A 21,717-nucleotide genomic window follows, 5' to 3' on the forward strand; every position below is an offset into this window, starting at 1 on the left:
AAGAACGTGGCGTTTCGTATGAAATATGAGATTATCCCCCGTTATTTGTCTGGTCCGAGTAAGCGGCGTCCGCGTTTGATGATGGACCCGTGCCGTTTTATGGTTGCACATGATACGGGTAATCCGGGGTCAACGGCCTCAGCTAATGTGTCGTATTTTCAACGAACGAGTAACGATATGTCTTCCTCTGCTCATATTTTTGTGGATGATAAAGAAATCATCGAGTGCATTCCCTTTTTGACCGGGCCTGCGGAGAAAGCGTATCACGTCATTTATAATGTCACTACGGACAATGCAAGATATGGCGCCAATGCTAACGATGCGGCGGGCGGGGTGGAGCTGTGCCACGGAGGGCGTATTCTTCTGGATGAATCGTACAAGCGTTATGTATGGGTGATGGCCTACGCTTGCTATCGTTATGGTTTAAATCCATCTACGGATATTACGGGTCATTATATGCTCGATCCGGCGCGACGCAGCGATCCTCAGGAGCCGCTGCGTCAGCTCGGCAAAACGTTCGCCGATTTCGTGCGGGATGTAGAGGATGAGTACCTGGCAAGCGTCATACCGGAGCCGCAGGTGCTGATATCCGCTGAGGATGCGAACAAGATGATCCGCTTTTTATCGGCATCGTTTTTCGCAGTGAATGACGTAACGGCTAAAGTGGAGTTTAACCGTCTGGCTAATGAGCTGCGCCGGATCTCGGGGCAGGGAGCACAGTAAGGGAACAAAACCGGTCCTGCAGTAGGCAAGCCGGTTTTTGCATTTGATCGGGGTACGATTTTCCAAAAGGGATTAGGTGACATAGGGGGCCTATTTGTAGTATAATTTTATGTTAGGAATTTACTAGTCAAACTATTAAGGAGTTGTCCTTGACATGGCATTGAAAGCAGGGATCGTCGGACTGCCGAACGTCGGCAAGTCTACGTTGTTTAATGCAATTACACAAGCCGGGGCGGAGTCGGCGAACTACCCTTTTTGTACGATAGATCCAAACGTCGGTGTAGTGGAGGTTCCGGACGAGCGTATGGACCGTCTGGCTGAGATCGTGAACCCGAACCGCATCGTGCCGACGGCATTTGAATTCGTCGATATCGCCGGCCTTGTAAAAGGCGCAAGCAAAGGCGAAGGCCTGGGCAATAAGTTCCTGGCCCATATTCGTGAGGTGGATGCGATCGTACACGTGGTTCGCTGCTTCCAGGACGAGAACATTACGCATGTATCGGGGACTGTCGATCCGATCAGCGATATTGAGACGATCAACCTCGAGCTGATTCTGGCGGATGTAGACTCGGTAGACAAGCGTATCGATCGCTCTCGCAAGAACATGAAGGGCGGCGACAAGAAATACACGCAGGAGGTCGAATGCCTCGAACGGGTAAAAGAAGCGCTGTATAACGATAAGCCGGCCCGCAGTGTGGAGCTTAGCGATGAGGAAAAACAGTTAATCCGTGATCTGCATTTATTGACGATGAAGCCGGTGCTGTATGCGGCGAATGTCAGTGAGGCCGAGGTGGCTAGCGCCGAAGACAATCCTTATGTCCAAAAGGTGCGTGAGTATGCTGCCGGGGAAGGCGCGGAAGTGGTTCCGATCAGCGCAAAGGTGGAATCGGAAATCGCCGAGCTCGAAGGAGAGGACAAGCAGATGTTTCTCGAGGAGCTCGGGCTGCAGGATTCCGGCCTGAACCGGTTGATCCAGGCTGCATACCGTTTACTCGGGCTGTATACGTATTTTACGGCGGGTGTGCAGGAGGTTCGTGCCTGGACAATCCGTAAGGGTACGAAGGCGCCTCAAGCAGCAGGCGTGATTCATACCGATTTTGAGCGCGGATTTATACGTGCCGAGGTTGTAGGATATGATGATCTGATCAGCTCGGGTACCATGAACGGAGCGAAGGAAAAAGGACTGCTGCGCCTTGAGGGCAAAGAATATGTAGTGAAAGACGGAGACGTCATGCATTTCCGTTTCAATGTATAAGGATTCTCGGTATGATGGATATAATCAAAGAAAGAAAGGGTGAAATACGATGCTGGACCGGTTACAAGCGTTAGCAGACCGATATGAGAAATTAAGCGAGCTGCTCTGCGATCCGGATGTGACGAGCGACTCCAAAAAGCTGCGGGAGTATTCCAAAGAGCAATCCGATCTCCACGAAACCTACGACGCTTATATGGAATACAAGAGCGTGTCGGAGCAATACGATGCGGCGCGGGTCATGCAGAATGAAAAGCTGGATGACGAAATGAAGGAATTGGTGAAGCTGGAGCTCGAGGAACTGTCGGAGCGCAAGACGGAGCTGGAAGAGCGCATCAAGGTGCTGATGATGCCGAAGGACCCAAATGACGACAAGAACGTCATCGTGGAAATCCGCGGCGCTGCAGGCGGGGACGAAGCGGCATTGTTCGCGGCCGATCTATACCGGATGTATACGAGATATGCCGATACACAAGGCTGGCGGACGGAAGTGCTGGACGTGAACATGAATGATCTTGGCGGGTTTAAGGAGATTATTTTTTCGGTGAGCGGCAAAGGCGCCTTCAGCAAGCTGAAGTTTGAGAGCGGCGCGCACCGCGTGCAGCGCATTCCGACAACGGAATCGGGAGGACGGATTCATACGTCCACTTCAACGGTATCCGTTATGCCGGAGATGGAGGACTTTGACATCGAAATCCATGACGCGGACATCCGTGTCGATACGTTCTGTTCCAGCGGAGCGGGTGGACAATCCGTCAACACGACAAAGTCGGCGGTTCGCGTCACGCACGTCCCGACAGGGATTGTAGCCACCTGTCAAGACGGCAAATCCCAAAACTCGAACAAAGAGAAGGCGCTGCAGGTGCTGCGCGCACGGATCTACGATAAAATGCAGCAGGAAGAGATGGATAAGTATGGTGCTGAGCGCAAAAGTAAAGTGGGAACGGGCGACCGTTCGGAGCGAATTCGGACCTATAACTTCCCGCAAAGCCGTGTGACCGACCACCGGATTGGCTTGACGCTGCACCGGCTTGACGCCGTGCTGAACGGCGATATTGAGGAAATTATCTCCTCGCTGACCATTGCATCGCAAACTGAGCAGATGGAAAAAGGAGAATACGCCGGTGCGTGAAGAGCGGCCGATGACGATACGTGAAGCCTATGCAGAGGCTTCTTCTTTTTTGCGGCGGAGTGGGGTTGGAGAGCCGGAGGCGAATGCCGGTCGGCTGCTCGAGTATCTGCTCGGCGAGAGCCGCAGTGGTCTGCTTCTTCGCTGGCCCGAGCCTTTCCCGCAGGAGCGGGATGCAGACTGGCAGCGGCTGATTGAACGCAAGGCGAGTGGTGAGCCGGTGCAATATATCGTAGGGGAGCAGGAGTTCTACGGGCTCCCCTATGCCGTAACGCCGGAGGTGCTCATCCCGCGGCCGGAGACGGAGCTGTTGGTCGAGCAGGTGATTTTGCTCGGACGGCAGTTGTGGGACGAAGGCGAGGAGCCGGCGGTAGCAGACGTAGGCACCGGAAGCGGTGCGATCGCTGTGAGTCTCGCTGTGCAGTGTCCGCGGTGGCGGGTGATGGCCTCGGACATCTCGCCGGGCGCGCTGGAGGTGGCGCAGGCGAATGCGGCGCGCCATGGGGTAGCCGAGCGGGTCGCTTTCATGGAAGGCGACCTGCTCGGCCCGTGGATCGAGCGAGGTGAGCGGCTAGATCTGGTAGTCTCGAATCCGCCGTACATTCCGGAGGCGGATGAGGCGGGGCTGCAGCCGGAGGTGCGGCTCTTCGAGCCGCGGACGGCACTGTACGGCGGCGAGGACGGAATGGAGCCGTACCGGAGGCTGACGGCGCAGCTGGCGGAGCTGCCCGCCGTTCCGGCGATGGTTGGTTTTGAGGTCGGCATGGGACAAGCCGGAGAGGTGAGGCATTTACTGGAGCGCGCGGCCGATTGGGACGAGATTCGGATCGTCCCCGATTTGGCTGGCATTGAAAGGCATGTGATCGCTTTTCGAAGAAGAAGGTAGCATTCGTTTGGCCCACCCGCGTTTAAACTCTCTTAAATCGGACATACTAGCAACCAGAAGAGCTAGAGTTCGAGATTTGAGAGGGGCTGTTCGGAATGGTCAAACGGTTTGCGTGGAAACGGTATGCATACTTAGTTTTTGCTTTTATGGTGCTGCTCGCTTGCTGGGAGTCCCAGCGTTCGAATGTAGTGCTGTTCGCGTCGCCTGCCGGGAGCGGGGAAGTACAAAGCAGCGTTATACCGCAAGAATCGATTCGTCTACGCATTCTGGCCCATTCCGATGCGGCTCTTGACCAGTGGCTCAAGCGCGAGGTGCGGGATGCCATTCTGGAACAAATGAACGGTTGGGTTGCCGCTCCGCAAGGCATCGAGGCGGCCCGTGAAGTGGTCCGGGAGCATCTGCCGGAGCTTGAGGCTCTGGTGGGCGAGACGCTGCGGAAGAACGGTTTTGACTATAGCTATAAAGTAGAGCTTGGCGTCGTTCCATTTCCTACGAAAATGTACGGAAATCAGGTGTATCCCGCCGGTGAGTACGAGGCGCTGCGCGTCTCGATCGGGGCAGCGGAAGGGCAAAATTGGTGGTGCGTGCTTTTTCCTCCGCTCTGTTTTATCGATTCGGAGATGGTGGTAAAGAAGAACACGGCGTATGCTGCAGAGGCGGAGGCTTCAGAGCAGGAAGGACAGGCAAGCAATACCGATATAGAAACGAAGGCGTCGGCTGCCAAGGAGAAGATGGTGTCTGAAGAAAACGCATCAGCGGCTGCTGAGCCGGAGGTACGGTTTTTCTTGTGGGACATGATCAAAACCATCAGTTCTTGGTTTGCTTGAGTTCTTAGGAGGAAAGTGGAGTTATTGCAAGTTTGGAAAGGGAGAGGTTGCCCCATGACGAAAGAGACGAAGGTGTGGGAGGTAGACGGACAGCGCCCTGAGCCGGAAAAGCTTCGGGAGGCGGCGAAGCTGCTCCAGCAAGGGAGGACGGTAGCTTTCCCGACGGAAACGGTGTATGGACTTGGAGCCGACGCCCGCAGCTCGGAGGCGGTGGCGGACATCTTCTCGGCTAAGGGCAGGCCGTCGGACAATCCCTTGATTGTACATATTGCAGACAGGTCTCAACTGGAGGAGTTAGCGCTTCCGCCGGAGGAGGCCGTTTCGCGTTTGCTGGACGCGTTCTGGCCTGGCCCGTTGACCGTGGTGCTGCCCGTACGTCCTGGGGTGCTGTCTCCGCTCGTGACTGCGGGGCTTTCCACGGTCGGCTTGCGCATGCCGGACCATCCGGTCGCCTTGCAGCTGATCGCCGCTTCGGGCTGTCCGATTGCGGCGCCCAGCGCCAACCGCTCGGGACGTCCGAGCCCGACGCAGGCATCGCACGTGCTTGAGGATCTGACGGACCGCATTGCCGGCATCGTCGACGGCGGGGAGACCGGCGTGGGTGTTGAGTCGACGGTCGTGGAATACACCGGAGGCGCGGTTCACATCCTGCGCCCCGGCGGCATTACGGCTGAGCAGCTGCGCCAAGCGCTGCCGCCCCATATCCCGGTGCTCGAGGCGAGCTCAGAGCACCAAGAGCCGGCCGCGCCGCGCGCCCCGGGCATGAAATATGCCCACTATGCGCCCCGCGGCACGCTGCTGCTCGTTCAAGGCCGCCAGGGCACGGCCCCCGAACAGATAGTCGCTCGCATGCAGCGTGAGCTTGATGAGGCCCGCGCGCGCGGTGAGCGCACCGGCGTTCTCACCTACGGTGAGCACGCCGGTGCGTTCCACGCGGACTGTGTCGTCACGTGCGGCCGCCTGGACAACCTCGAAGCGGTCGCCCATAGGCTGTACGCCGCGCTCCGCGAATTCGATGAAGCGGGCGTCAGTTTCATCGCAGCGGAAGCGTGCCCGGAAGAGGGCATCGGGGTCGCGATCATGAACCGCCTGCGTAAAGCAGCCGGCGGCCGAATCGTGACGCTCTAGTGCAGCTTCCGCATACGTCAAGCCTTCATATCGGACGTGCCGCCTTCCCAAGTCATCTTTATCCCCTTGCCCGCATATGTTGGTTAAGAATAGGACAGGGGGTAGGGTAGGCATGGACTTGGCATCACCAATGATGTGGGCCCAAATCATATCCATCGGACTCATGGCGCTGGCCCTCGGTCTGGATGCGCTGTCACTAGGGCTAGGGATCGGGATGAAAGGTATCCGTAAGCTTGATATTCTGAAAATTAGCGTAACCACTGCCTTGTTCCATATGATCATGCCGCTGGCCGGCATGTGGATGGGCGGGTATATCAGTATGCTTCTTGGCAAGGTTGCGACAATGTGCGGAGGGATTCTTCTTCTGCTGCTTGGAGCACATATGGTGTACAGCTCTTTGCGAGCGGAGGAGTCCAAGGCTTATAATCATCGTTCCTTTTGGGGATTAACGCTTTTCTCGCTCAGTGTGAGCATCGACTCCTTTTCCGTTGGCGTTTCGCTCGGGATGTTTGCAGGGGATGTCCTGCTTACGGTGCTGATGTTTGGTGCGGCGGGAGGCTTGATGTCGGTCATTGGCCTGCTGCTGGGCCGGCGCGTTGGAGAGTGGATCGGGGAGTATGGCGAGGCGCTCGGCGGTGTAATTTTACTGGCTTTTGGCATTAAATTTCTGCTCTAAAGCGAGGCATTCCATATTTGCTTGCTTTTGGGGTACAATATCATTATGAAATAATAGCTTATACGGAAAGGTGGGGAACGCGATGAACCGGATCTTGTTCGTTTGTACAGGCAATACCTGCCGCAGCCCGATGGCGGAAGGAATCATGCGTAAAATCCTTTCAGAGGAAGGACTAACGAACATTGAGGTGCGGTCGGCCGGCGTAGCAGCGTACGAGGGGACGCAGTTATCCGACCATGCAGCTTCCGTGTTAAAGAACAAGGGCTGCACCGGACCGGCGACATCAACTTTTCTGTCACAGTTTTTGGTCGATTGGGCGGACTTGGTACTGACCATGACCTCCAGCCATAAGAGACATACGATTCAACTGTATCCCGAGACTATGAACAAGGTATACACGCTGAAGGAATATGTGCTGGACGATCCACAGACGGCTGATATCATATCTGAGCTGGAAAGCCTGCTTACAGAAATACAGCTGAAACAAGCACTACTGGAGCCGATCACTGATGAGGAGCGGAACCGGATACTTACCCTGCAAAAGGAACTGCCGATGCCGGATATTGCTGATCCGTTCGGAGGGTCCATCAGACAATATGAAAGCTGCGCTCAGGAGATTGAGGAATATTTGATCAAGCTGGCCGCCAAGCTGAAAAAAAACTGATAACAAAGTGCTGAAGGACGATTTCAATACAGTAAGTTAGGCTTTACAGCCAACGCTCAATCGGATATGATAAACATATCAAATATAGGTGCCCGGTGTAACTGGCGACGAGTGGAATTAAACCACAGTGGAGCATCGGGATATACGGCCGGTCGCCTGGGCAAAGAGCAACGCTATGCGGAGTACGCATGTGCCATGCTCTTTTTTTCGTGTTTACCACTCGTTTGGGCTATAATGATATTGATAAGTGAGGAGGCGAACGTGATGAAAATAGCAATGGGTGCAGATCATGCGGGTTACAAGCTAAAGGATGATTTAAAGCCGATCCTTGAGGCCATGGGGCATGAAGTGCAGGATTACGGCTGTGATTGCTCGGATTCCGTGGATTACCCGGACTATGCGCTTACCGTATGCGAGAAGGTCGTCGCGGGGGAAGCGGACAAGGGAATTCTGATCTGCGGAACGGGCATCGGCATGACGATCGCGGCGAACAAGGTTCCAGGTATCCGCTGTGCGTTGGTGCATGATTTGTTCTCGGCCAAGGCGACCCGCGAGCATAATGATTCGAACGTGCTGGCGATGGGCGAACGCGTCATCGGGCCCGGAGTGGCTCAGGAAATCGTCAAAGTTTGGCTGGAAACCGAGTTTTCGAATGGCGAGCGGCACAAAAACCGCGTTGGCAAAGTGAAGACGTTGGAAGACAAATATGCGTTGCATCCTTAATGCGAGGTAAGCGGCCATGACCATAAACTTACCTATGATTCGTTCCCAAGTCGAGACGATCGTTCGCGAGCTGGCTAGCGCAGGCAGAGTGGAGCGGGGACAGCTTGTTGTCATCGGGACAAGCACCAGCGAGGTGCTGGGCAAGCACATCGGTACAGCAGGAAGCGAAGCGGTAGCCAGGGAAATCTATGCTGCCGTAGAAGCGGCGCGGGAGAAGATCGGCTTTTATCCCGTTTATCAGTGCTGTGAGCATTTGAACCGGGCGCTCGTTTTGGAGAAGGCAGCGATGCTGCGGTACGGGCTGGAGCAAGTGAGTGTCATCCCGGTGCCGAAAGCCGGGGGCTCTATGGCTTCATATGCCTTCAAGCAGCTGTCGGAGTCGGTTGTTGTGGAGACTGTTCAGGCGCACGCGGGGGTCGATATCGGGGGAACGCTGATCGGCATGCATTTGAAGCGTGTTGCGGTTCCGATGCGTCCGTCTATCCGACAAATTGGCGAGGCGCACGTACAGATGGCTTACACTCGGCCGAAGCTGATCGGCGGTGCACGCGCGGTCTATACGGCCGACACGCAGCCGTCCGAAGGGACTTGCGATTGAGATGGATTCGTTATTCACATCATTAAAATAGATAACTTACTATTTAAGGAGGACTATCTACATGGAATTTCTTCGTAAACAAGATCCGAAAATCGTAGAAGCAATGAATCTGGAGCTCGGCCGGCAACGCGACAAAATCGAGCTGATCGCATCTGAAAACTTCGTCAGCCAAGCGGTGCTTGAAGCGATGGGCACTGTTTTGACCAATAAGTATGCGGAGGGCTACCCGAACAAGCGTTATTACGGCGGTTGTGAATACGTCGACATCGTCGAGGATATCGCACGCGATCGTGCGAAAGAGCTGTTCGGTGCTGAACACGCCAATGTGCAGCCGCACTCCGGCGCGCAGGCGAACATGGCCGTATACTTGGCTGCTGTACAACCAGGCGAGACGATCCTTGGCATGAACCTGGCGCACGGCGGCCACTTGACTCACGGCAGCCCGGTCAATGCATCCGGCATTTTGTATAACTTCGTAGCTTACGGCGTAAGCGAGAAGGATTCCCGTATCGATTATGACGATGTCCGCAAAGCGGCATTCAAGCATAAGCCTCGCCTGATCGTAGCTGGCGCCAGCGCATACCCGCGCACCATCGACTTCGAAGCCTTGGCACAAATTGCAAATGATGTAGGTGCGCTGTTCATGGTGGATATGGCGCATATCGCTGGTCTTGTGGCAGCTGGTCTGCACCCGAGCCCGGTACCTCATGCTCACTTTGTTACAACAACGACGCACAAGACGCTTCGTGGACCTCGCGGCGGTATGATCTTGTGCCGCAAGCCATGGGCGGCGGCAATCGACAAAGCGGTTTTCCCAGGCTCTCAAGGCGGTCCGTTGATGCATATCATCGCTGCCAAAGCGGTATCGTTCGGTGAAGCACTGCAGCCGGAGTTCAAAACGTACGCCCAGAACGTTGTAAAAAATGCACAGGCATTGTCTGAAGGTTTGATGGCCGAAGGTATCAACCTTGTTTCCGGAGGCACGGACAACCACCTTATGCTAATCGATCTCCGCAGCTTGAACCTTACAGGTAAAGATGCAGAGCATTTGCTCGACGAAGTCGGTGTGACGGTAAACAAGAACGCCATTCCGTTCGATCCGACCAGCCCGTTTGTAACCAGCGGTGTCCGTATCGGTACGCCTGCAGCTACAGCCCGCGGGATGAACCCGGAAGCGATGAAAACAATTGCTAAGATCATTGCGCTCACTCTTAAAAATCCGTCTGACCAAGCTGTGCATGTGAAGGCACGCGGTATGGTGAAAGATTTGACGGCGCAGTTCCCGCTCTATCCCGGACTTCAATATTAATTCTGGCTGATAGTGACACAGGCCGGCCCTCTACTAGAGGAGCCGGCATATTTTTTGTTCCACGTGAATCACTATAGAAGTAGAAATGGTTAAATTGTGCTATAATAAGCTATCACAATTCAACCGGCTTGCAAGGGCAGCCGGCTGACAGTCGGTTCGGAAGTAACTGATCATGCGGCGCTATGGAGATTTCCAGATGCTTTACTTCATGTTCATGGCAGGCTTGTTCATTTTAGAGCAGTTTTTCCCTTACAAAAGAAAAGATCGCTCCTCACCTGAGGTATGCGGTCTATTTCTGACGTAACGCCGATTTAAAAGTTAGGGTGGTATTATTCGATGGGATAAGTATCGGTTGTTGTGGTATAATAGACGAGATTTGGGCTTTATAGCGTTATAGGAGGATCACGCATGGGTAAAGTTTTTGTTTGCGATCATCCGTTGATTCAGCATAAGCTGACATACATTCGGGATGAGAATACCACCACGAAAGATTTTCGTGAGCTGGTGGACGAAGTGGCCACGTTGATGGCTTATGAAATAACAAGAGATATTCCGCTGGAGAAGGTACAGGTGCGTACGCCTGTTACGACTGCCGAATGCAGAGTGATCTCCGGTCGTATGCTGGGGCTCATTCCGATTCTGCGTGCCGGTCTCGGCATGGTAGATGGGATTCTGAAGCTGGTTCCTGCGGCCAAAGTGGGGCATATTGGGCTGTATCGCGATCCGCACACACTGGAGCCGGTGGAATACTACGCTAAGCTTCCGACGGATGTGCAGGAGCGGGAATTGATCGTGATCGATCCAATGCTGGCGACGGGTGGTTCAGCGAATGCGGCGATCGATGCGCTGAAGAAGCGCGGCTGCACGCAGATCAAGTTGATGTGTCTGATTGCTGCGCCGGAAGGTGTGGAAGCGGTGCAAAAGGCGCATCCTGACATCGATCTTTACGTTGCTGCCATCGACGATTATTTGGATGACCACGGATACATAGTGCCGGGCCTTGGTGATGCGGGGGATCGGCTGTTCGGTACAAAATAAGCTTTGGAATCGGAAGAAGGAAAGGAAGCCGGAGCGATGAGAAAGACGAAAGTGATTACTATATTCGGCACCAGACCGGAAGCCATCAAGATGGCCCCGCTGGTGAAGGAGCTAGGGAAGTATCCGGAGCACATCCAATCGCTCGTTTGCGTCACGGCACAGCACCGGCAAATGCTGGATCAGGTGTTGGACATTTTCGCAATCAAGCCTGACTATGATCTGGACGTCATGAAAGATCGTCAAACGCTGAATGAAATATCGATTCGAGTGCTTCAAGGGCTCGACCCGGTATTCCAGAAAGAGAAGCCGGATCTTATTCTTGTTCACGGGGATACGCTTACGACGTTTCTTGCCAGCTACGCTGCGTTTATGCAGCAAATTCAAGTGGGGCATGTAGAAGCAGGACTTCGGACTTGGAACAAGCTGTCTCCTTACCCGGAGGAAATGAATCGGCAGTTGACCGGCGTGCTTTCCGACCTGCACTTTGCACCGACGGCATGGTCGGCAGGAAACCTCCGCAAGGAGAACAAGTCGGAGCAAGCGATTTACGTTACGGGAAACACGGTTACGGATGTGTTCCAATATACCGTGAAGCAGGACTTCACTCATCCGGTGCTTGATTGGGCAAAGGATAAGCGCCTTGTCTTGATGACGGCTCATCGCCGGGAGTCTCAGGGAGAGCCTCATCGCCAAATTTTCCGAGCGGTGCGAAGATTGGCCGACGAATTTGAGGATATTGCAATCGTTTATCCGGTGCACCCAAGCCCAGCTGTAAAAGAGCCGGCCTACGAGCTGCTCAGCGGTCATGAACGCATAAAGTTGATCGAGCCGCTTGATGTGTTCGAATTCCACAATTTTTATCCGCATGCTCACCTGATATTGACGGATTCTGGCGGATTGCAGGAGGAAGCCCCATCGTTTGGCGTACCTGTATTAGTTCTACGTGAAACAACAGAGCGTCCGGAGGGTATCGAGGCTGGCACGCTCGAATTGGTTGGCACCGATGAACAAAGGGTATATGAGCGGGCGAAGGCTGTTTTGAGCGATAGCGTCTTATATGAAAGGATGAGTCAAGCGACGAATCCTTATGGAGATGGCCGTGCGTCAAAACGGATTGTCGATTCCATTCTTTATCATTTTGGGCACGCCTCGGAAAGACCAGAACCGTTTCAGCCGTGACAATCTCATGACAAACGTACAGCGTACAGTGCTACTGTTTGGTTTGAAAAAGTGGAAAACGTTGATACACCAAGGTTTTTTGACACTTTCCACTTAATTGAAGCATTGCATGCTTCAATTGACAAATGAAGTAGACCTTAGATAAAATATATGAGGATTGTTAGGGTATGCTTATGAATAAAAGAGATCCGAGCAACCAACCGTGGCGTGCCGCCGCTTTAGTCGGCGCCCTTGGTCTTGATGTCGCTATCTGCACATTGACCGGCTATTTTTTAGGCAGTTTAGCGGGGGAACATTTAGGTAATACGAAGGCTTGGTTACTCGGGGGCGTGTTAGCCGGGTTATTCATCGGCATTCTAATCGCCGTTCTAGTAGTCAAAAAAGTACTGGAGGACAAACAGGAATAATATGCGAGACCAGTTAAAGTCGATCGTTCGAGCCTCTTTGTTCTTCTTGTCTGCTTTGCTGCTTTTATGGGCTGTCTTTCCAGATTACCGTACACATGTAAACGGTCTGGTACTGGGTATGATGGTCAGCTTGATCAATGCGTGGATGCTGATGCTCAAAATTGAAGCGCTCGCTGTGATAATCGTGGACAAGGATAACGAGCAGACGAGGAAACGCATCAATATGGGCTTTATCTCCCGACTGAGCATGGCTATACTTGCAGTGATGTTTGCTGTGAGGATGCCGCAGTCATTCGATGTTGTTTTTACCATTATTGGATTTTCATTTATCCAAGTGGCACTACTCCTGAAGGGTTTGTTGTTCAGAGAGAAAAAATAACTTGTAATGCATGGAAAGGAGGGGAAAAGTTAAATGCATGAATTTGCGATACTTCATGTTGGTGGATTGAAGATCGATATTTCCACTTTTTTGGCGATTATCGTTTCTTGTGTGATCGTGTTCGTAGTGGCACGGTTAGCTGTCAGGAACCTGTCGGTTACAAATCCATCCAAGACGCAGAATTTTATGGAGTGGGTTCTGGAATTTGTGTACAACACAATTGCCAGCACGATGCCGGCAGAAAGAGCGAGGCCCTTTGTTTCGCTTGGTATGACGTTGATTTTGTTCATCTTCGTCTCTAACCTGCTTGGTTTACCGCTGATTGCTGTAACCGTCCATAAAGAACCGCTTGATCTCTTTGGCTTTACGATTATCTCTCAAGCGATGATCGATGCAGGCTATAAAGGTGAGCCGGGTGCGTCTGTAGCGTGGTGGAAATCGCCGACAGCGGATGTGGCCGTAACGTTTGGGTTGGCTACGATTGTGTTCTTGTTGGTCCACATACTTGGTTTAAAGCTGAACAGAAAACATTATATTAAACACTACTTTGAGCCGTATTGGTTTTTCTTCCCTTTGAACGTTATTAAGGAGATCTCCAAACCGCTTACACTTGGATTGCGTTTGTACGCAAACATCTTTGCCGGTGAGGTGCTGATTGCAACCATCCTGATGGCTGGGATTTTCGGTACTCCGCTGCTAGCGGCTTGGCAGGGCTTTAGTGTGTTTATAGGGGCCATCCAAGCGTTTCTGTTTACGGTTCTTACCATGGTGTATATTTCGCAAGCGACAGTACATCATGATGAATCGCACGACCATCATTAAATATGTTTAGCCTTATACATCCGAATGCAGCAAATGCATCCTCAGGAGTTTAAGATAAGCAAGTGTAAATAAAACAAAAATTAAATGAATATTTCGAGGAGGATTTTAACAATGGAATTTTTGGCAGCAGCAATTGCAATCGGTTTGTCCGCTTTCGGTGCAGGTATTGGTAACGGTATGATCGTAAGTAAGACGGTAGAAAGCATTGCCCGTCAACCAGAGCAAAAGGGTACTCTCCAAACGACAATGTTTATCGGGGTAGGTATCGTAGAAGTTGTGCCTATTATCGGTGTAGTTCTTTCTTTCTTGATTTTCTTCGGTGCATAATTCCAGATTACCTGGTTTGGCGCGGAAGGGTTAAAGCCTTCCACGCCTTCGTTTTGCCCTATATCACCGAAAGGAGTGACTTAGATTGCATTTTTATTGGGAATCCTTTGTGTTTGCGATTCTTGCATTCACAATATTATATTGGCTTTTGAGTAAGTATGCTTTCGGGCCATTGATGAACGTCATGGAAGAGCGTCGACGGATGATTTCGGAGCAGATTGATACTACGGAAAAAAATCGCCGCGAAGCCGAGAGTCTGCTTGCAGAGCAGAAGAAAGCATTGCAGGATGTTCGTGTTGAAGCCAGCGAAATTATTGAGCAAGCCAAAAATACGAGCAAAAAGCAAGGCCAAGAATTGATTGATCAAGCCAAAGAAGAAGCGACTCGCCTCAAGGATAGAGCGCTGCGCGATATCGAGGATGAGAAGAACAAGGCGGTTGCCGCTCTTCGCGGCCAGGTTAGCGCCATGTCCGTAATGATTGCTTCGAAAATCATCGAGAAGCAAATCGATGAGAAGTCTCAGGAACAGCTGGTTGAGCATTACCTGAAAGAAGTAGGGGGCAACCAATGAGCCAGGACATGATCGCAGCCAAAAGATATGCAAAAGCCTTGTTCGAGGTCGCACGGGAAAAAGGTCAAGTAGCTCAAGTGGAGCAAGAGCTTGAGTCGGTTATTTCCGTATTAAATGAAAATACGGATTTATTGAAGCTGATTAAACACCCGAGCCTTGAGGCTGCTGTGAAAATCGGGCTGATCAAGCAAATTTTTGAATCCTCCGTATCGGAAGCTGTGCTGAATACGCTGCAGCTGCTAATCGAGAGAAGACGCGAAGAGATGCTTGAAGCCTTAGTTAAAGCTTATGTAAAGATCGCAAACGATGCGCTTGGGCAAGCGAACGCTACGGTATATACGCCAGTGGAGCTTTCTGATGCAGAGTTAAACGAAATTGCCGTTACGTTCGGCAAATTGACCGGCAAACAAATCCGCATGGTATCGGTTTTGGATAAAAGCTTGCTTGGAGGCCTTCAAGTCCGAATTGGCGACCGTCTGTACGATGGCAGCCTGTCCGGCAAGTTGAAGCGTTTGGAAAGAACTTTGAATCAATCTCAAGCACTGTAGATAGGGGTGAGGTTCGTTGAGTATTAAACCGGAAGAAATCAGCACATTGATCAAGCAACAGATTGAGAAATATAATTCGGAAATTCAAGTGGTTGACGTAGGTACGGTCATTCAGGTCGGTGACGGTATTGCTCGTGTACATGGCTTGGAGAACGTTATGGCGGGCGAGCTGCTCGAGTTTTCCAACGGGGTTCTGGGCTATGCGTTTAACCTTGAGGAAAGCAACGTAGGTATCGTTATTTTGGGACCTTACACGGACATCCGTGAGGGTGATCAAGTCAAACGTACCGGACGCATCATGGAAGTGCCTGTTGGCGAGGAACTACTCGGACGCGTTGTTAACGCGCTCGGTCAACCGGTTGACGGTAAAGGTCCGCTTAACACTACGCACTTCCGTCCGGTTGAATCTCCAGCTCCAGGCGTTATGGCCCGTAAATCGGTTCATGAGCCAATGCAAACCGGGATTAAAGCGATTGATGCGATGATTCCTGTCGGTCGTGGACAGCGTGAGCTTATCATCGGCGACCGTCAAACCGGTAAAACGTCGATCGCAATCGACACAATCATCAACCAAAAGGGCAACGGCGTAAAATGTATCTACGTTGCCATCGGTCAAAAGCAATCCACCGTTGTTAACGTGGTGGAAACACTCCGTCGCAATGGCGCTATGGATTACACCATCGTTGTAACAGCGTCGGCTTCCGAGCCGTCTCCAATGCTTTGGCTGGCTCCTTACGCCGGCTGCGCAATGGGCGAATACTTTATGTATAAAGGCGAGCACGTGCTGGTTATTTATGATGACTTGTCCAAGCAGGCTGCCGCATACCGCGAGCTGTCCTTGCTGCTCCGCCGTCCTCCGGGTCGGGAAGCTTATCCGGGTGACGTTTTCTACCTGCACTCCCGTTTGCTCGAGCGCGCTGCGAAGCTTAGCGACGAGTTAGGCGGCGGATCTTTGACGGCTCTTCCGTTCATTGAGACCCAAGCAGGCGACGTGTCGGCATATATTCCGACAAACGTTATTTCAATCACAGATGGTCAGATTTTCCTTGAGTCCGACCTGTTCTACTCCGGTCAGCGTCCGGCGGTTAACGTCGGTATTTCCGTATCCCGGGTAGGGGGCTCCGCTCAAATCAAAGCAATGAAGAAGGTTGCCGGTACACTCCGTTTGGACCTTGCACAATATCGTGAACTGGCGGCATTCGCCCAGTTCGGTTCCGACCTTGACCGCGCTACACAAACCCGTTTGAACCGTGGTGTTCGTACACTTGAGCTGTTGAAGCAAGGCGTTAACCAACCACTGCCGGTTGAGAAGCAGGTGGTAGCGATCTACACGGTTACTAGAGGTCACCTTGATGAATTGCCGGTACAGGACGTACGCCGATTCGAAGCTGAATTCCTGGAGTACCTGGACTCGAACCGTCCGGAAATTCTTCAAAATATCCGCGATACGAAAGACCTGACGTCGGATAATGAGAAGGCTCTGACGGATGCTATCGGGCAATTCAAAAAAGGATTTGCTCCTTCCGCATAAATGAACGGTAACTGAGCTTTTCGTACGAAAAGCTCGGTATTCCTTTTTAAGCAACGTTAACGGGCTTATCCATAGATGGCGCTTCTTCCGAAGTGCTTCGAGAGAGAGGTGAGCAGGCATGGCAAAAGGTATGCGCGAAATTAAGCGCTCAATCAAATCCAAACAGAATACGAAGCAAATCACCAAGGCGATGGAGATGGTCGCGGCGGCAAAGCTGAGACGCTCTCAGGAAGCTGCAGAAGCGGCGCGTCCGTACGCTGTGAAGATGAAAGAAGTGATCGCGAGCATTGCTGCAGGCACGAAGGGTGTGAAGCACCCGATGCTGCAAAATCGCGAGGTCAAGAAGACCGGCTATCTTGTTATCACCTCCGACCGCGGTCTGGCTGGCGGTTACAATGCCAACGTGCTTCGTAAAGTAATGGCTGTCATTAAGGAAAAACATCAGTCCACCAGTGAGTATGCCATTTTCGTTATCGGACGAAAAGGTCGGGAATTCTTCCGTAAACGCAATATCTCGATCATCGAGGAAGTTACGGGCTTACCCGATTCTCCGCAGTTCTCCGACATCAAGTCGATCGCTGCTTCCGCTGTGGTGAACTTCGAGAATGAGACCTACGATGAACTCTACTTGGTTTACAACGAATTTAAGAACGCCATTTCGCAAATCCCACAGGTAAAGCGACTTCTTCCACTTGAGGAAGTAAACGGCGAATCAGTGGCGAACTATGAATATGAGCCGTCCGCAGAGGGCGTGCTGGAGATTCTTCTGCCGAAATATGCGGAAACGCTCATTTACAGCGCAGTGCTGGACGGTAAAGCGAGTGAGTTCGGAGCCCGGATGACGGCGATGAACAGCGCTACGAAGAATGCAACGAAGATGATCGCTTCGTTGACACTTCAGTACAACCGTGCACGTCAGGCTTCGATTACCCAGGAAATATCGGAAATCGTCGCCGGAGCAAACGCACAAAGCTAAGGAACGAAAGACGAAGGCGTATTTCGTTTAAGATACGGAAACACATAGGAGGGAAAACATGAACAAGGGGCGCGTTGTGAATGTAACAGGGCCGGTCGTTGACATTGAGTTCGAACGTGGACACCTCCCTGAGATTTTGAATGCGATCAAAATTGAAAGAAAAGCGCAAAATGACAGCGAACGCGATATCAGCCTAACAGTTGAAGCGGCTGTTCATCTTGGCGACAACATGGTACGTTGTATAGCGATGTCTACTACGGACGGTTTGGTCCGTGGTGTGGAAGCTGTTGATACGGGCGCGGCGATTTCCGTTCCGGTAGGCGCAGCTACACTTGGCCGCGTATTTAACGTTCTGGGAGAGCCGATTGATAATGACCCGATCGTCGATCGCACGCTGACAAGCCCGATTCATAAAGCCGCACCGGCTTTTGACAACTTGTCTACGCAATCGGAAATTCTCGAAACCGGTATTAAAGTTATCGACCTGATGGCGCCGTACGCCAAGGGCGGTAAAATCGGTCTTTTCGGAGGCGCAGGTGTAGGTAAAACCGTTACCATGCAGGAGCTCATCCATAACATCGCGCAAGAACACGGTGGTATTTCCGTATTCGCGGGTGTTGGTGAGAGAACACGTGAAGGTAACGACTTGTACCATGAGATGAAAGACTCCGGCGTTATTTCGAAAACAGCGATGGTATTCGGTCAAATGAACGAGCCGCCAGGCGCACGTCTTCGTGTAGCTCTGTCGGGTCTAACGATGGCGGAATACTTCCGTGACGAAGAAGGCAAAGACGTTCTTTTGTTTATCGATAATATCTTCCGCTTTACCCAAGCGGGTTCTGAGGTATCCGCTCTTCTCGGCCGCATGCCTTCCGCGGTAGGTTACCAGCCGACCTTGGCTACAGAAATGGGTCAACTGCAAGAGCGGATTACATCCACAAAGAAAGGTTCCGTAACGTCCATCCAGGCGATCTATGTTCCTGCGGATGACTATACGGATCCAGCTCCGGCAACTGCGTTCGCGCACTTGGATGCAACGACAAACTTGGAGCGCGGTATTGCCTCCATGGGTATTTTCCCGGCCGTTGACCCGCTGGCTTCATCTTCGCGGATCCTGACGCCGGAAATTCTCGGTGAAGAGCACTACCAAGTCGCTCAAGGCGTGAAGAAAATTCTTCAGCGTTACAAAGAGCTTCTCGATATTATCGCAATCTTGGGTATGGATGAGTTGTCTGATGAGGACAAACTGGTCGTGCACCGTGCGCGCCGTATTCAATTGTTCCTGTCCCAGCCGCTTCACGTGGCTGAGCCGTTCAACGGCATTCCTGGCGTTTACGTACCGGTTAAAGAAACCGTGCGCAGCTTCAAAGAAATTCTTGATGGCAAGCACGACGATCTTCCGGAACCGGCGTTTCACAACGTGGGTACGATCGAAGCCGCTGTCGAAAAAGCGAAGACGCTATAAAAGCGTAGCATAAGCTTACGAATTAGTTTGTCCAAGGGCAAACTTAGTGAATGCTTACGACGCAGTTTGCTCAAGAGCAAACTCTTAGGAGGGGAATCCAAGTGAGCACATTCCTGTTGGAAATCGTAACCCCGGAGCGCAAAGTGTATGCTGAAGAAGCGAACATGATCGTTGCGAAGGGTGTTGAAGGGGAGCTTGGAATTCTGTCTAATCACATTCCGCTGGTCACTCCTTTAAAAGTTGGGCCGGTTACCGTGAAGAAGCAAGGCGTGAAGGACGAATATATAGCGGTAAACGGTGGCTTTATGGAAGTGCGCAAGGATAAAGTGGTTATTCTGGCGGAAAGCGCCGAGCTGCCGAGTCAAATCGATCTCGAGCGGGCGCAAGCGGCCAAACAGCGCGCGCAGCAGCGTCTGTCCGCAGCCAAGCAAGATCATATCGATTTCAAGCGTGCCGAGCTGGCTTTGCAGCGGGCAATGAATCGAATTGACGTATCTGGTAAAAAATAATAATGGAACGATTAAAAAAGCGAAGGAATGCTGTTCCTTCGCTTTTTTGCATTGGTTCTGGTTGAAAATGTTAGACACTCCCAAGGGCATTTGTTATAATTGGTAAGGCATATATTAACAATAGTTATACTAGTGATAAGAAAACTTTAATTAAATGAGGGCTGCGTATTGCACCCTTACGCTAAGCTATGTTTTCAGACCGCTTGTAGGACTAAAGTTGTAACCGGTGTACATGGGTTGCCGTTGCCGGATACGAAAAGAGATATACAGGGAGGCGGTTCGTTCACGATGTATATGAACAACTATGTGGTCGTAACTTTTTTTCTCTTGTTGGGTGTGTTACTTCCCATCGCAGCGCTAAACATCGGGCGGTTGCTTCGTCCCCATAAGCCTGCGGAAGCCAAGTATACGACCTATGAAAGCGGTAACGTACCTATCGGTGAAGGACAAATTCGCTTCAATATTCGGTACTACCTCTTTGCACTGATGTTTGTTATTTTTGACGTTGAAACCGTGTTCTTGTATCCATGGGCCGTTGCCTACCAGCAATTGGGCTTGTTTGCGCTTGTCGAGATGTGTATTTTTGTAGGATTGTTAATCATAGGCTTACTTTACGCTTGGAAGAAGAAGGTGCTGCAATGGACTTCAATTTAGCGAGCATTTCACCAGAAGAACGGCAGGAGCTTGAACGCAATGTATTCATGACGACGCTGGAGCAGGTTAAAGCATGGGCGCGAAGCAATTCTTTGTGGCCGTTGACGTTTGGGCTCGCCTGCTGTGCGATAGAGATGATGGGAACGGGTGCTTCGCACTATGATTTGGATCGTTTCGGGGTTATTTTTCGGACCTCACCACGCCAATCTGATGTTATGATCGTTGCCGGTACGGTTACAAAGAAGATGGCTCCGCTGCTGCGGCGCCTGTATGATCAAATGCCGGAGCCCAAGTGGGTTATCGCCATGGGCTCCTGTGCTACGGCGGGCGGTCCGTACGTGAAATCGTACGCAGTGGTGAAGGGCGTCGATCAGATCGTTCCGGTGGATGTATATATCCCAGGCTGCCCGCCGAACCCGGCTGCTTTGATCTACGGTATTAACAAGTTGCAGGAAAAAATTCGCTACGAAGCGAAAACCGGTAAGCAGGTGACCAACCGATGAGCGACGAGCAAAAGCGAGATCAATCGAGCAGCTCGGCAAGCGAAGAGCAGAAGACTAAGGCGGAGGCCAATCAAAAGCCTCAAGATGGCGAGGCGTCTGTTACGATGAGCGGCGAGCCTGCGGTTGTGGAAGGCGCTGAAGTCACGAAAACGGGAGGCGCAGGAGAACCGCCGGGCGGTTATGCCGGCGCTGATGCATCGAAGTCTGAGGAATCGAAAGCTGCAGCTTCTGAGCCGAAGGAACCGCGTGCGGAAGCTGCGGAGTCTGGAGACGCTCCGGCTGTTGAGCGGGCAGCGCCCAGCGATGCTGAGAAAGAGGCGAAAGCCAAGGCTGCAGCCGAAGCGCGTGCGGCACGGGCGAATGCGCGAGCCGCAAAGACGGGAGGGGCCGAGCCAGACGCGCCGAAGGAGCCGTCGCCTAATCAACCACTGCTGGATCGGATTGCAGCCATTCTGAAGGGGTACGGAGAAGATCTGGTGCAGGAAGCATTCATTAATGAAAAGGGCGGACACATCCCATATCTTATTATCAAGGGAGATGAATGGCCGGCCGTTGCTGAGCTGTTGAAGACCCATCCCGAGCTAAAGCTGAATTATTTGCGCAATGTGTCTGGTATTGATATGGAAACACATCTAGAAGTGGCGTACCATCTGATCTCTCTTGAGACCAAACGGGAATATTGCATCAAAATTAAAACCGACCGGGAAGCTCCGTCTATCCCATCGGTTACTCCGGTATGGCCGACGGCGGACTGGAACGAAAGAGAAATCTATGACTTGTTTGGCATCGATTTTCCGGGACATCCCGACCTGCGCAGAATTATGATGGCTGATGATTGGGTAGGCCATCCGCTTCGCAAAGATTACGAACCGCTCGACCCGGAGGTGTGATGA

26 protein-coding genes and 1 riboswitch are annotated in these 21,717 nt (G+C 52.0%); all 26 genes read left to right on the plus strand.

Annotated elements, in window-relative coordinates:
* The first annotated feature begins 6 nt into the window (after positions 1-6).
* The gene (locus JOE45_RS16320; RefSeq protein WP_210019253.1) at positions 7-723 is read left to right on the plus strand and encodes a peptidoglycan recognition protein family protein; all 717 of its coding nucleotides are present in this window, start codon (positions 7-9) and stop codon (positions 721-723) included.
* 154 nt (positions 724-877) lie between these two features.
* Complete coding sequence (gene ychF / locus JOE45_RS16325; protein WP_210019252.1) at positions 878-1,978, plus strand: redox-regulated ATPase YchF; 1,101 nt, start codon at positions 878-880, stop codon at positions 1,976-1,978.
* Between the two features lie 49 nt (positions 1,979-2,027).
* Entirely contained in the window at positions 2,028-3,107 is a 1,080-nt protein-coding gene (prfA, locus tag JOE45_RS16330; protein ID WP_210019251.1) for a peptide chain release factor 1, read from the plus strand.
* 10 nt (positions 3,108-3,117) lie between these two features.
* Positions 3,118-3,990, plus strand: coding sequence for a peptide chain release factor N(5)-glutamine methyltransferase (prmC, locus tag JOE45_RS16335; RefSeq protein ID WP_210023265.1), 873 nt, complete (start codon positions 3,118-3,120; stop codon positions 3,988-3,990).
* 95 nt (positions 3,991-4,085) lie between these two features.
* Positions 4,086-4,817, plus strand: a complete 732-nt coding sequence (gene spoIIR, locus JOE45_RS16340; protein WP_210019250.1) for a stage II sporulation protein R — start codon at positions 4,086-4,088, stop codon at positions 4,815-4,817.
* 54 nt (positions 4,818-4,871) lie between these two features.
* Positions 4,872-5,945 carry an L-threonylcarbamoyladenylate synthase gene (locus tag JOE45_RS16345; protein WP_210019249.1) on the plus strand — a complete coding sequence of 358 codons (1,074 nt, stop codon included), beginning with the start codon at positions 4,872-4,874 and terminating at the stop codon, positions 5,943-5,945.
* 112 nt (positions 5,946-6,057) lie between these two features.
* Positions 6,058-6,621: a manganese efflux pump MntP gene (locus tag JOE45_RS16350; RefSeq protein WP_210019248.1), complete on the plus strand. Its 564-nt coding sequence runs from the start codon at positions 6,058-6,060 to the stop codon at positions 6,619-6,621.
* An 82-nt stretch (positions 6,622-6,703) separates the two neighbouring features.
* Entirely contained in the window at positions 6,704-7,285 is a 582-nt protein-coding gene (locus JOE45_RS16355; RefSeq protein WP_210019247.1) for a low molecular weight protein arginine phosphatase, read from the plus strand.
* Positions 7,286-7,372: 87 nt separating this feature from the next.
* A riboswitch (ZMP/ZTP riboswitch) is annotated at positions 7,373-7,454 on the plus strand.
* A gap of 95 nt (positions 7,455-7,549) precedes the next feature.
* Complete coding sequence (gene rpiB / locus JOE45_RS16360) at positions 7,550-8,008, plus strand: ribose 5-phosphate isomerase B (RefSeq protein ID WP_210019246.1); 459 nt, start codon at positions 7,550-7,552, stop codon at positions 8,006-8,008.
* A 16-nt stretch (positions 8,009-8,024) separates the two neighbouring features.
* Positions 8,025-8,606, plus strand: a complete 582-nt coding sequence (locus JOE45_RS16365; RefSeq protein ID WP_210019245.1) for a TIGR01440 family protein — start codon at positions 8,025-8,027, stop codon at positions 8,604-8,606.
* Between the two features lie 61 nt (positions 8,607-8,667).
* Positions 8,668-9,915 (plus strand): serine hydroxymethyltransferase, encoded by a 1,248-nt coding sequence (locus JOE45_RS16370; RefSeq protein WP_210019244.1) that lies wholly within the window; start codon positions 8,668-8,670, stop codon positions 9,913-9,915.
* A gap of 408 nt (positions 9,916-10,323) precedes the next feature.
* Complete coding sequence (gene upp / locus JOE45_RS16375; RefSeq protein ID WP_210019243.1) at positions 10,324-10,953, plus strand: uracil phosphoribosyltransferase; 630 nt, start codon at positions 10,324-10,326, stop codon at positions 10,951-10,953.
* 36 nt (positions 10,954-10,989) lie between these two features.
* Positions 10,990-12,132 carry a non-hydrolyzing UDP-N-acetylglucosamine 2-epimerase gene (wecB, locus tag JOE45_RS16380; RefSeq protein WP_210019242.1) on the plus strand — a complete coding sequence of 381 codons (1,143 nt, stop codon included), beginning with the start codon at positions 10,990-10,992 and terminating at the stop codon, positions 12,130-12,132.
* A 167-nt stretch (positions 12,133-12,299) separates the two neighbouring features.
* On the plus strand, positions 12,300-12,539 hold the full coding sequence (locus JOE45_RS16385; protein WP_245247044.1) for an AtpZ/AtpI family protein: 240 nt from the start codon (positions 12,300-12,302) through the stop codon (positions 12,537-12,539).
* 1 nt (position 12,540) lies between these two features.
* Positions 12,541-12,918: an ATP synthase subunit I gene (locus tag JOE45_RS16390; protein ID WP_210019241.1), complete on the plus strand. Its 378-nt coding sequence runs from the start codon at positions 12,541-12,543 to the stop codon at positions 12,916-12,918.
* Between the two features lie 33 nt (positions 12,919-12,951).
* Positions 12,952-13,740: a F0F1 ATP synthase subunit A gene (atpB, locus tag JOE45_RS16395; protein ID WP_210019240.1), complete on the plus strand. Its 789-nt coding sequence runs from the start codon at positions 12,952-12,954 to the stop codon at positions 13,738-13,740.
* Positions 13,741-13,851: 111 nt separating this feature from the next.
* Positions 13,852-14,067, plus strand: coding sequence for a F0F1 ATP synthase subunit C (gene atpE, locus JOE45_RS16400; protein ID WP_210019239.1), 216 nt, complete (start codon positions 13,852-13,854; stop codon positions 14,065-14,067).
* Positions 14,068-14,152: 85 nt separating this feature from the next.
* Complete coding sequence (gene atpF, locus JOE45_RS16405) at positions 14,153-14,638, plus strand: F0F1 ATP synthase subunit B (RefSeq protein ID WP_210019238.1); 486 nt, start codon at positions 14,153-14,155, stop codon at positions 14,636-14,638.
* Entirely contained in the window at positions 14,635-15,186 is a 552-nt protein-coding gene (locus JOE45_RS16410) for a F0F1 ATP synthase subunit delta (RefSeq protein ID WP_210019237.1), read from the plus strand. Before atpF ends, JOE45_RS16410 begins: the two co-directional genes overlap by 4 nt.
* Before the next feature lie 16 nt (positions 15,187-15,202).
* The gene (gene atpA, locus JOE45_RS16415; protein ID WP_210019236.1) at positions 15,203-16,717 is read left to right on the plus strand and encodes a F0F1 ATP synthase subunit alpha; all 1,515 of its coding nucleotides are present in this window, start codon (positions 15,203-15,205) and stop codon (positions 16,715-16,717) included.
* A gap of 118 nt (positions 16,718-16,835) precedes the next feature.
* Positions 16,836-17,693, plus strand: coding sequence for an ATP synthase F1 subunit gamma (gene atpG, locus JOE45_RS16420; RefSeq protein ID WP_210019235.1), 858 nt, complete (start codon positions 16,836-16,838; stop codon positions 17,691-17,693).
* Positions 17,694-17,751: 58 nt separating this feature from the next.
* The gene (gene atpD, locus JOE45_RS16425; protein ID WP_210019234.1) at positions 17,752-19,158 is read left to right on the plus strand and encodes a F0F1 ATP synthase subunit beta; all 1,407 of its coding nucleotides are present in this window, start codon (positions 17,752-17,754) and stop codon (positions 19,156-19,158) included.
* A gap of 101 nt (positions 19,159-19,259) precedes the next feature.
* The gene (locus tag JOE45_RS16430; RefSeq protein ID WP_210019233.1) at positions 19,260-19,667 is read left to right on the plus strand and encodes a F0F1 ATP synthase subunit epsilon; all 408 of its coding nucleotides are present in this window, start codon (positions 19,260-19,262) and stop codon (positions 19,665-19,667) included.
* Between the two features lie 288 nt (positions 19,668-19,955).
* Positions 19,956-20,321, plus strand: coding sequence for an NADH-quinone oxidoreductase subunit A (locus JOE45_RS16435; RefSeq protein WP_210019232.1), 366 nt, complete (start codon positions 19,956-19,958; stop codon positions 20,319-20,321).
* Entirely contained in the window at positions 20,306-20,824 is a 519-nt protein-coding gene (locus JOE45_RS16440) for a NuoB/complex I 20 kDa subunit family protein (protein WP_210019231.1), read from the plus strand. Before JOE45_RS16435 ends, JOE45_RS16440 begins: the two co-directional genes overlap by 16 nt.
* Positions 20,821-21,714, plus strand: a complete 894-nt coding sequence (locus tag JOE45_RS16445) for an NADH-quinone oxidoreductase subunit C (protein ID WP_210019230.1) — start codon at positions 20,821-20,823, stop codon at positions 21,712-21,714. Before JOE45_RS16440 ends, JOE45_RS16445 begins: the two co-directional genes overlap by 4 nt.
* Positions 21,715-21,717 lie beyond the last annotated feature (3 nt).

The organism is Paenibacillus sp. PvR098, assembly GCF_017833255.1.
Classification (GTDB): domain Bacteria; phylum Bacillota; class Bacilli; order Paenibacillales; family NBRC-103111; genus Paenibacillus_G.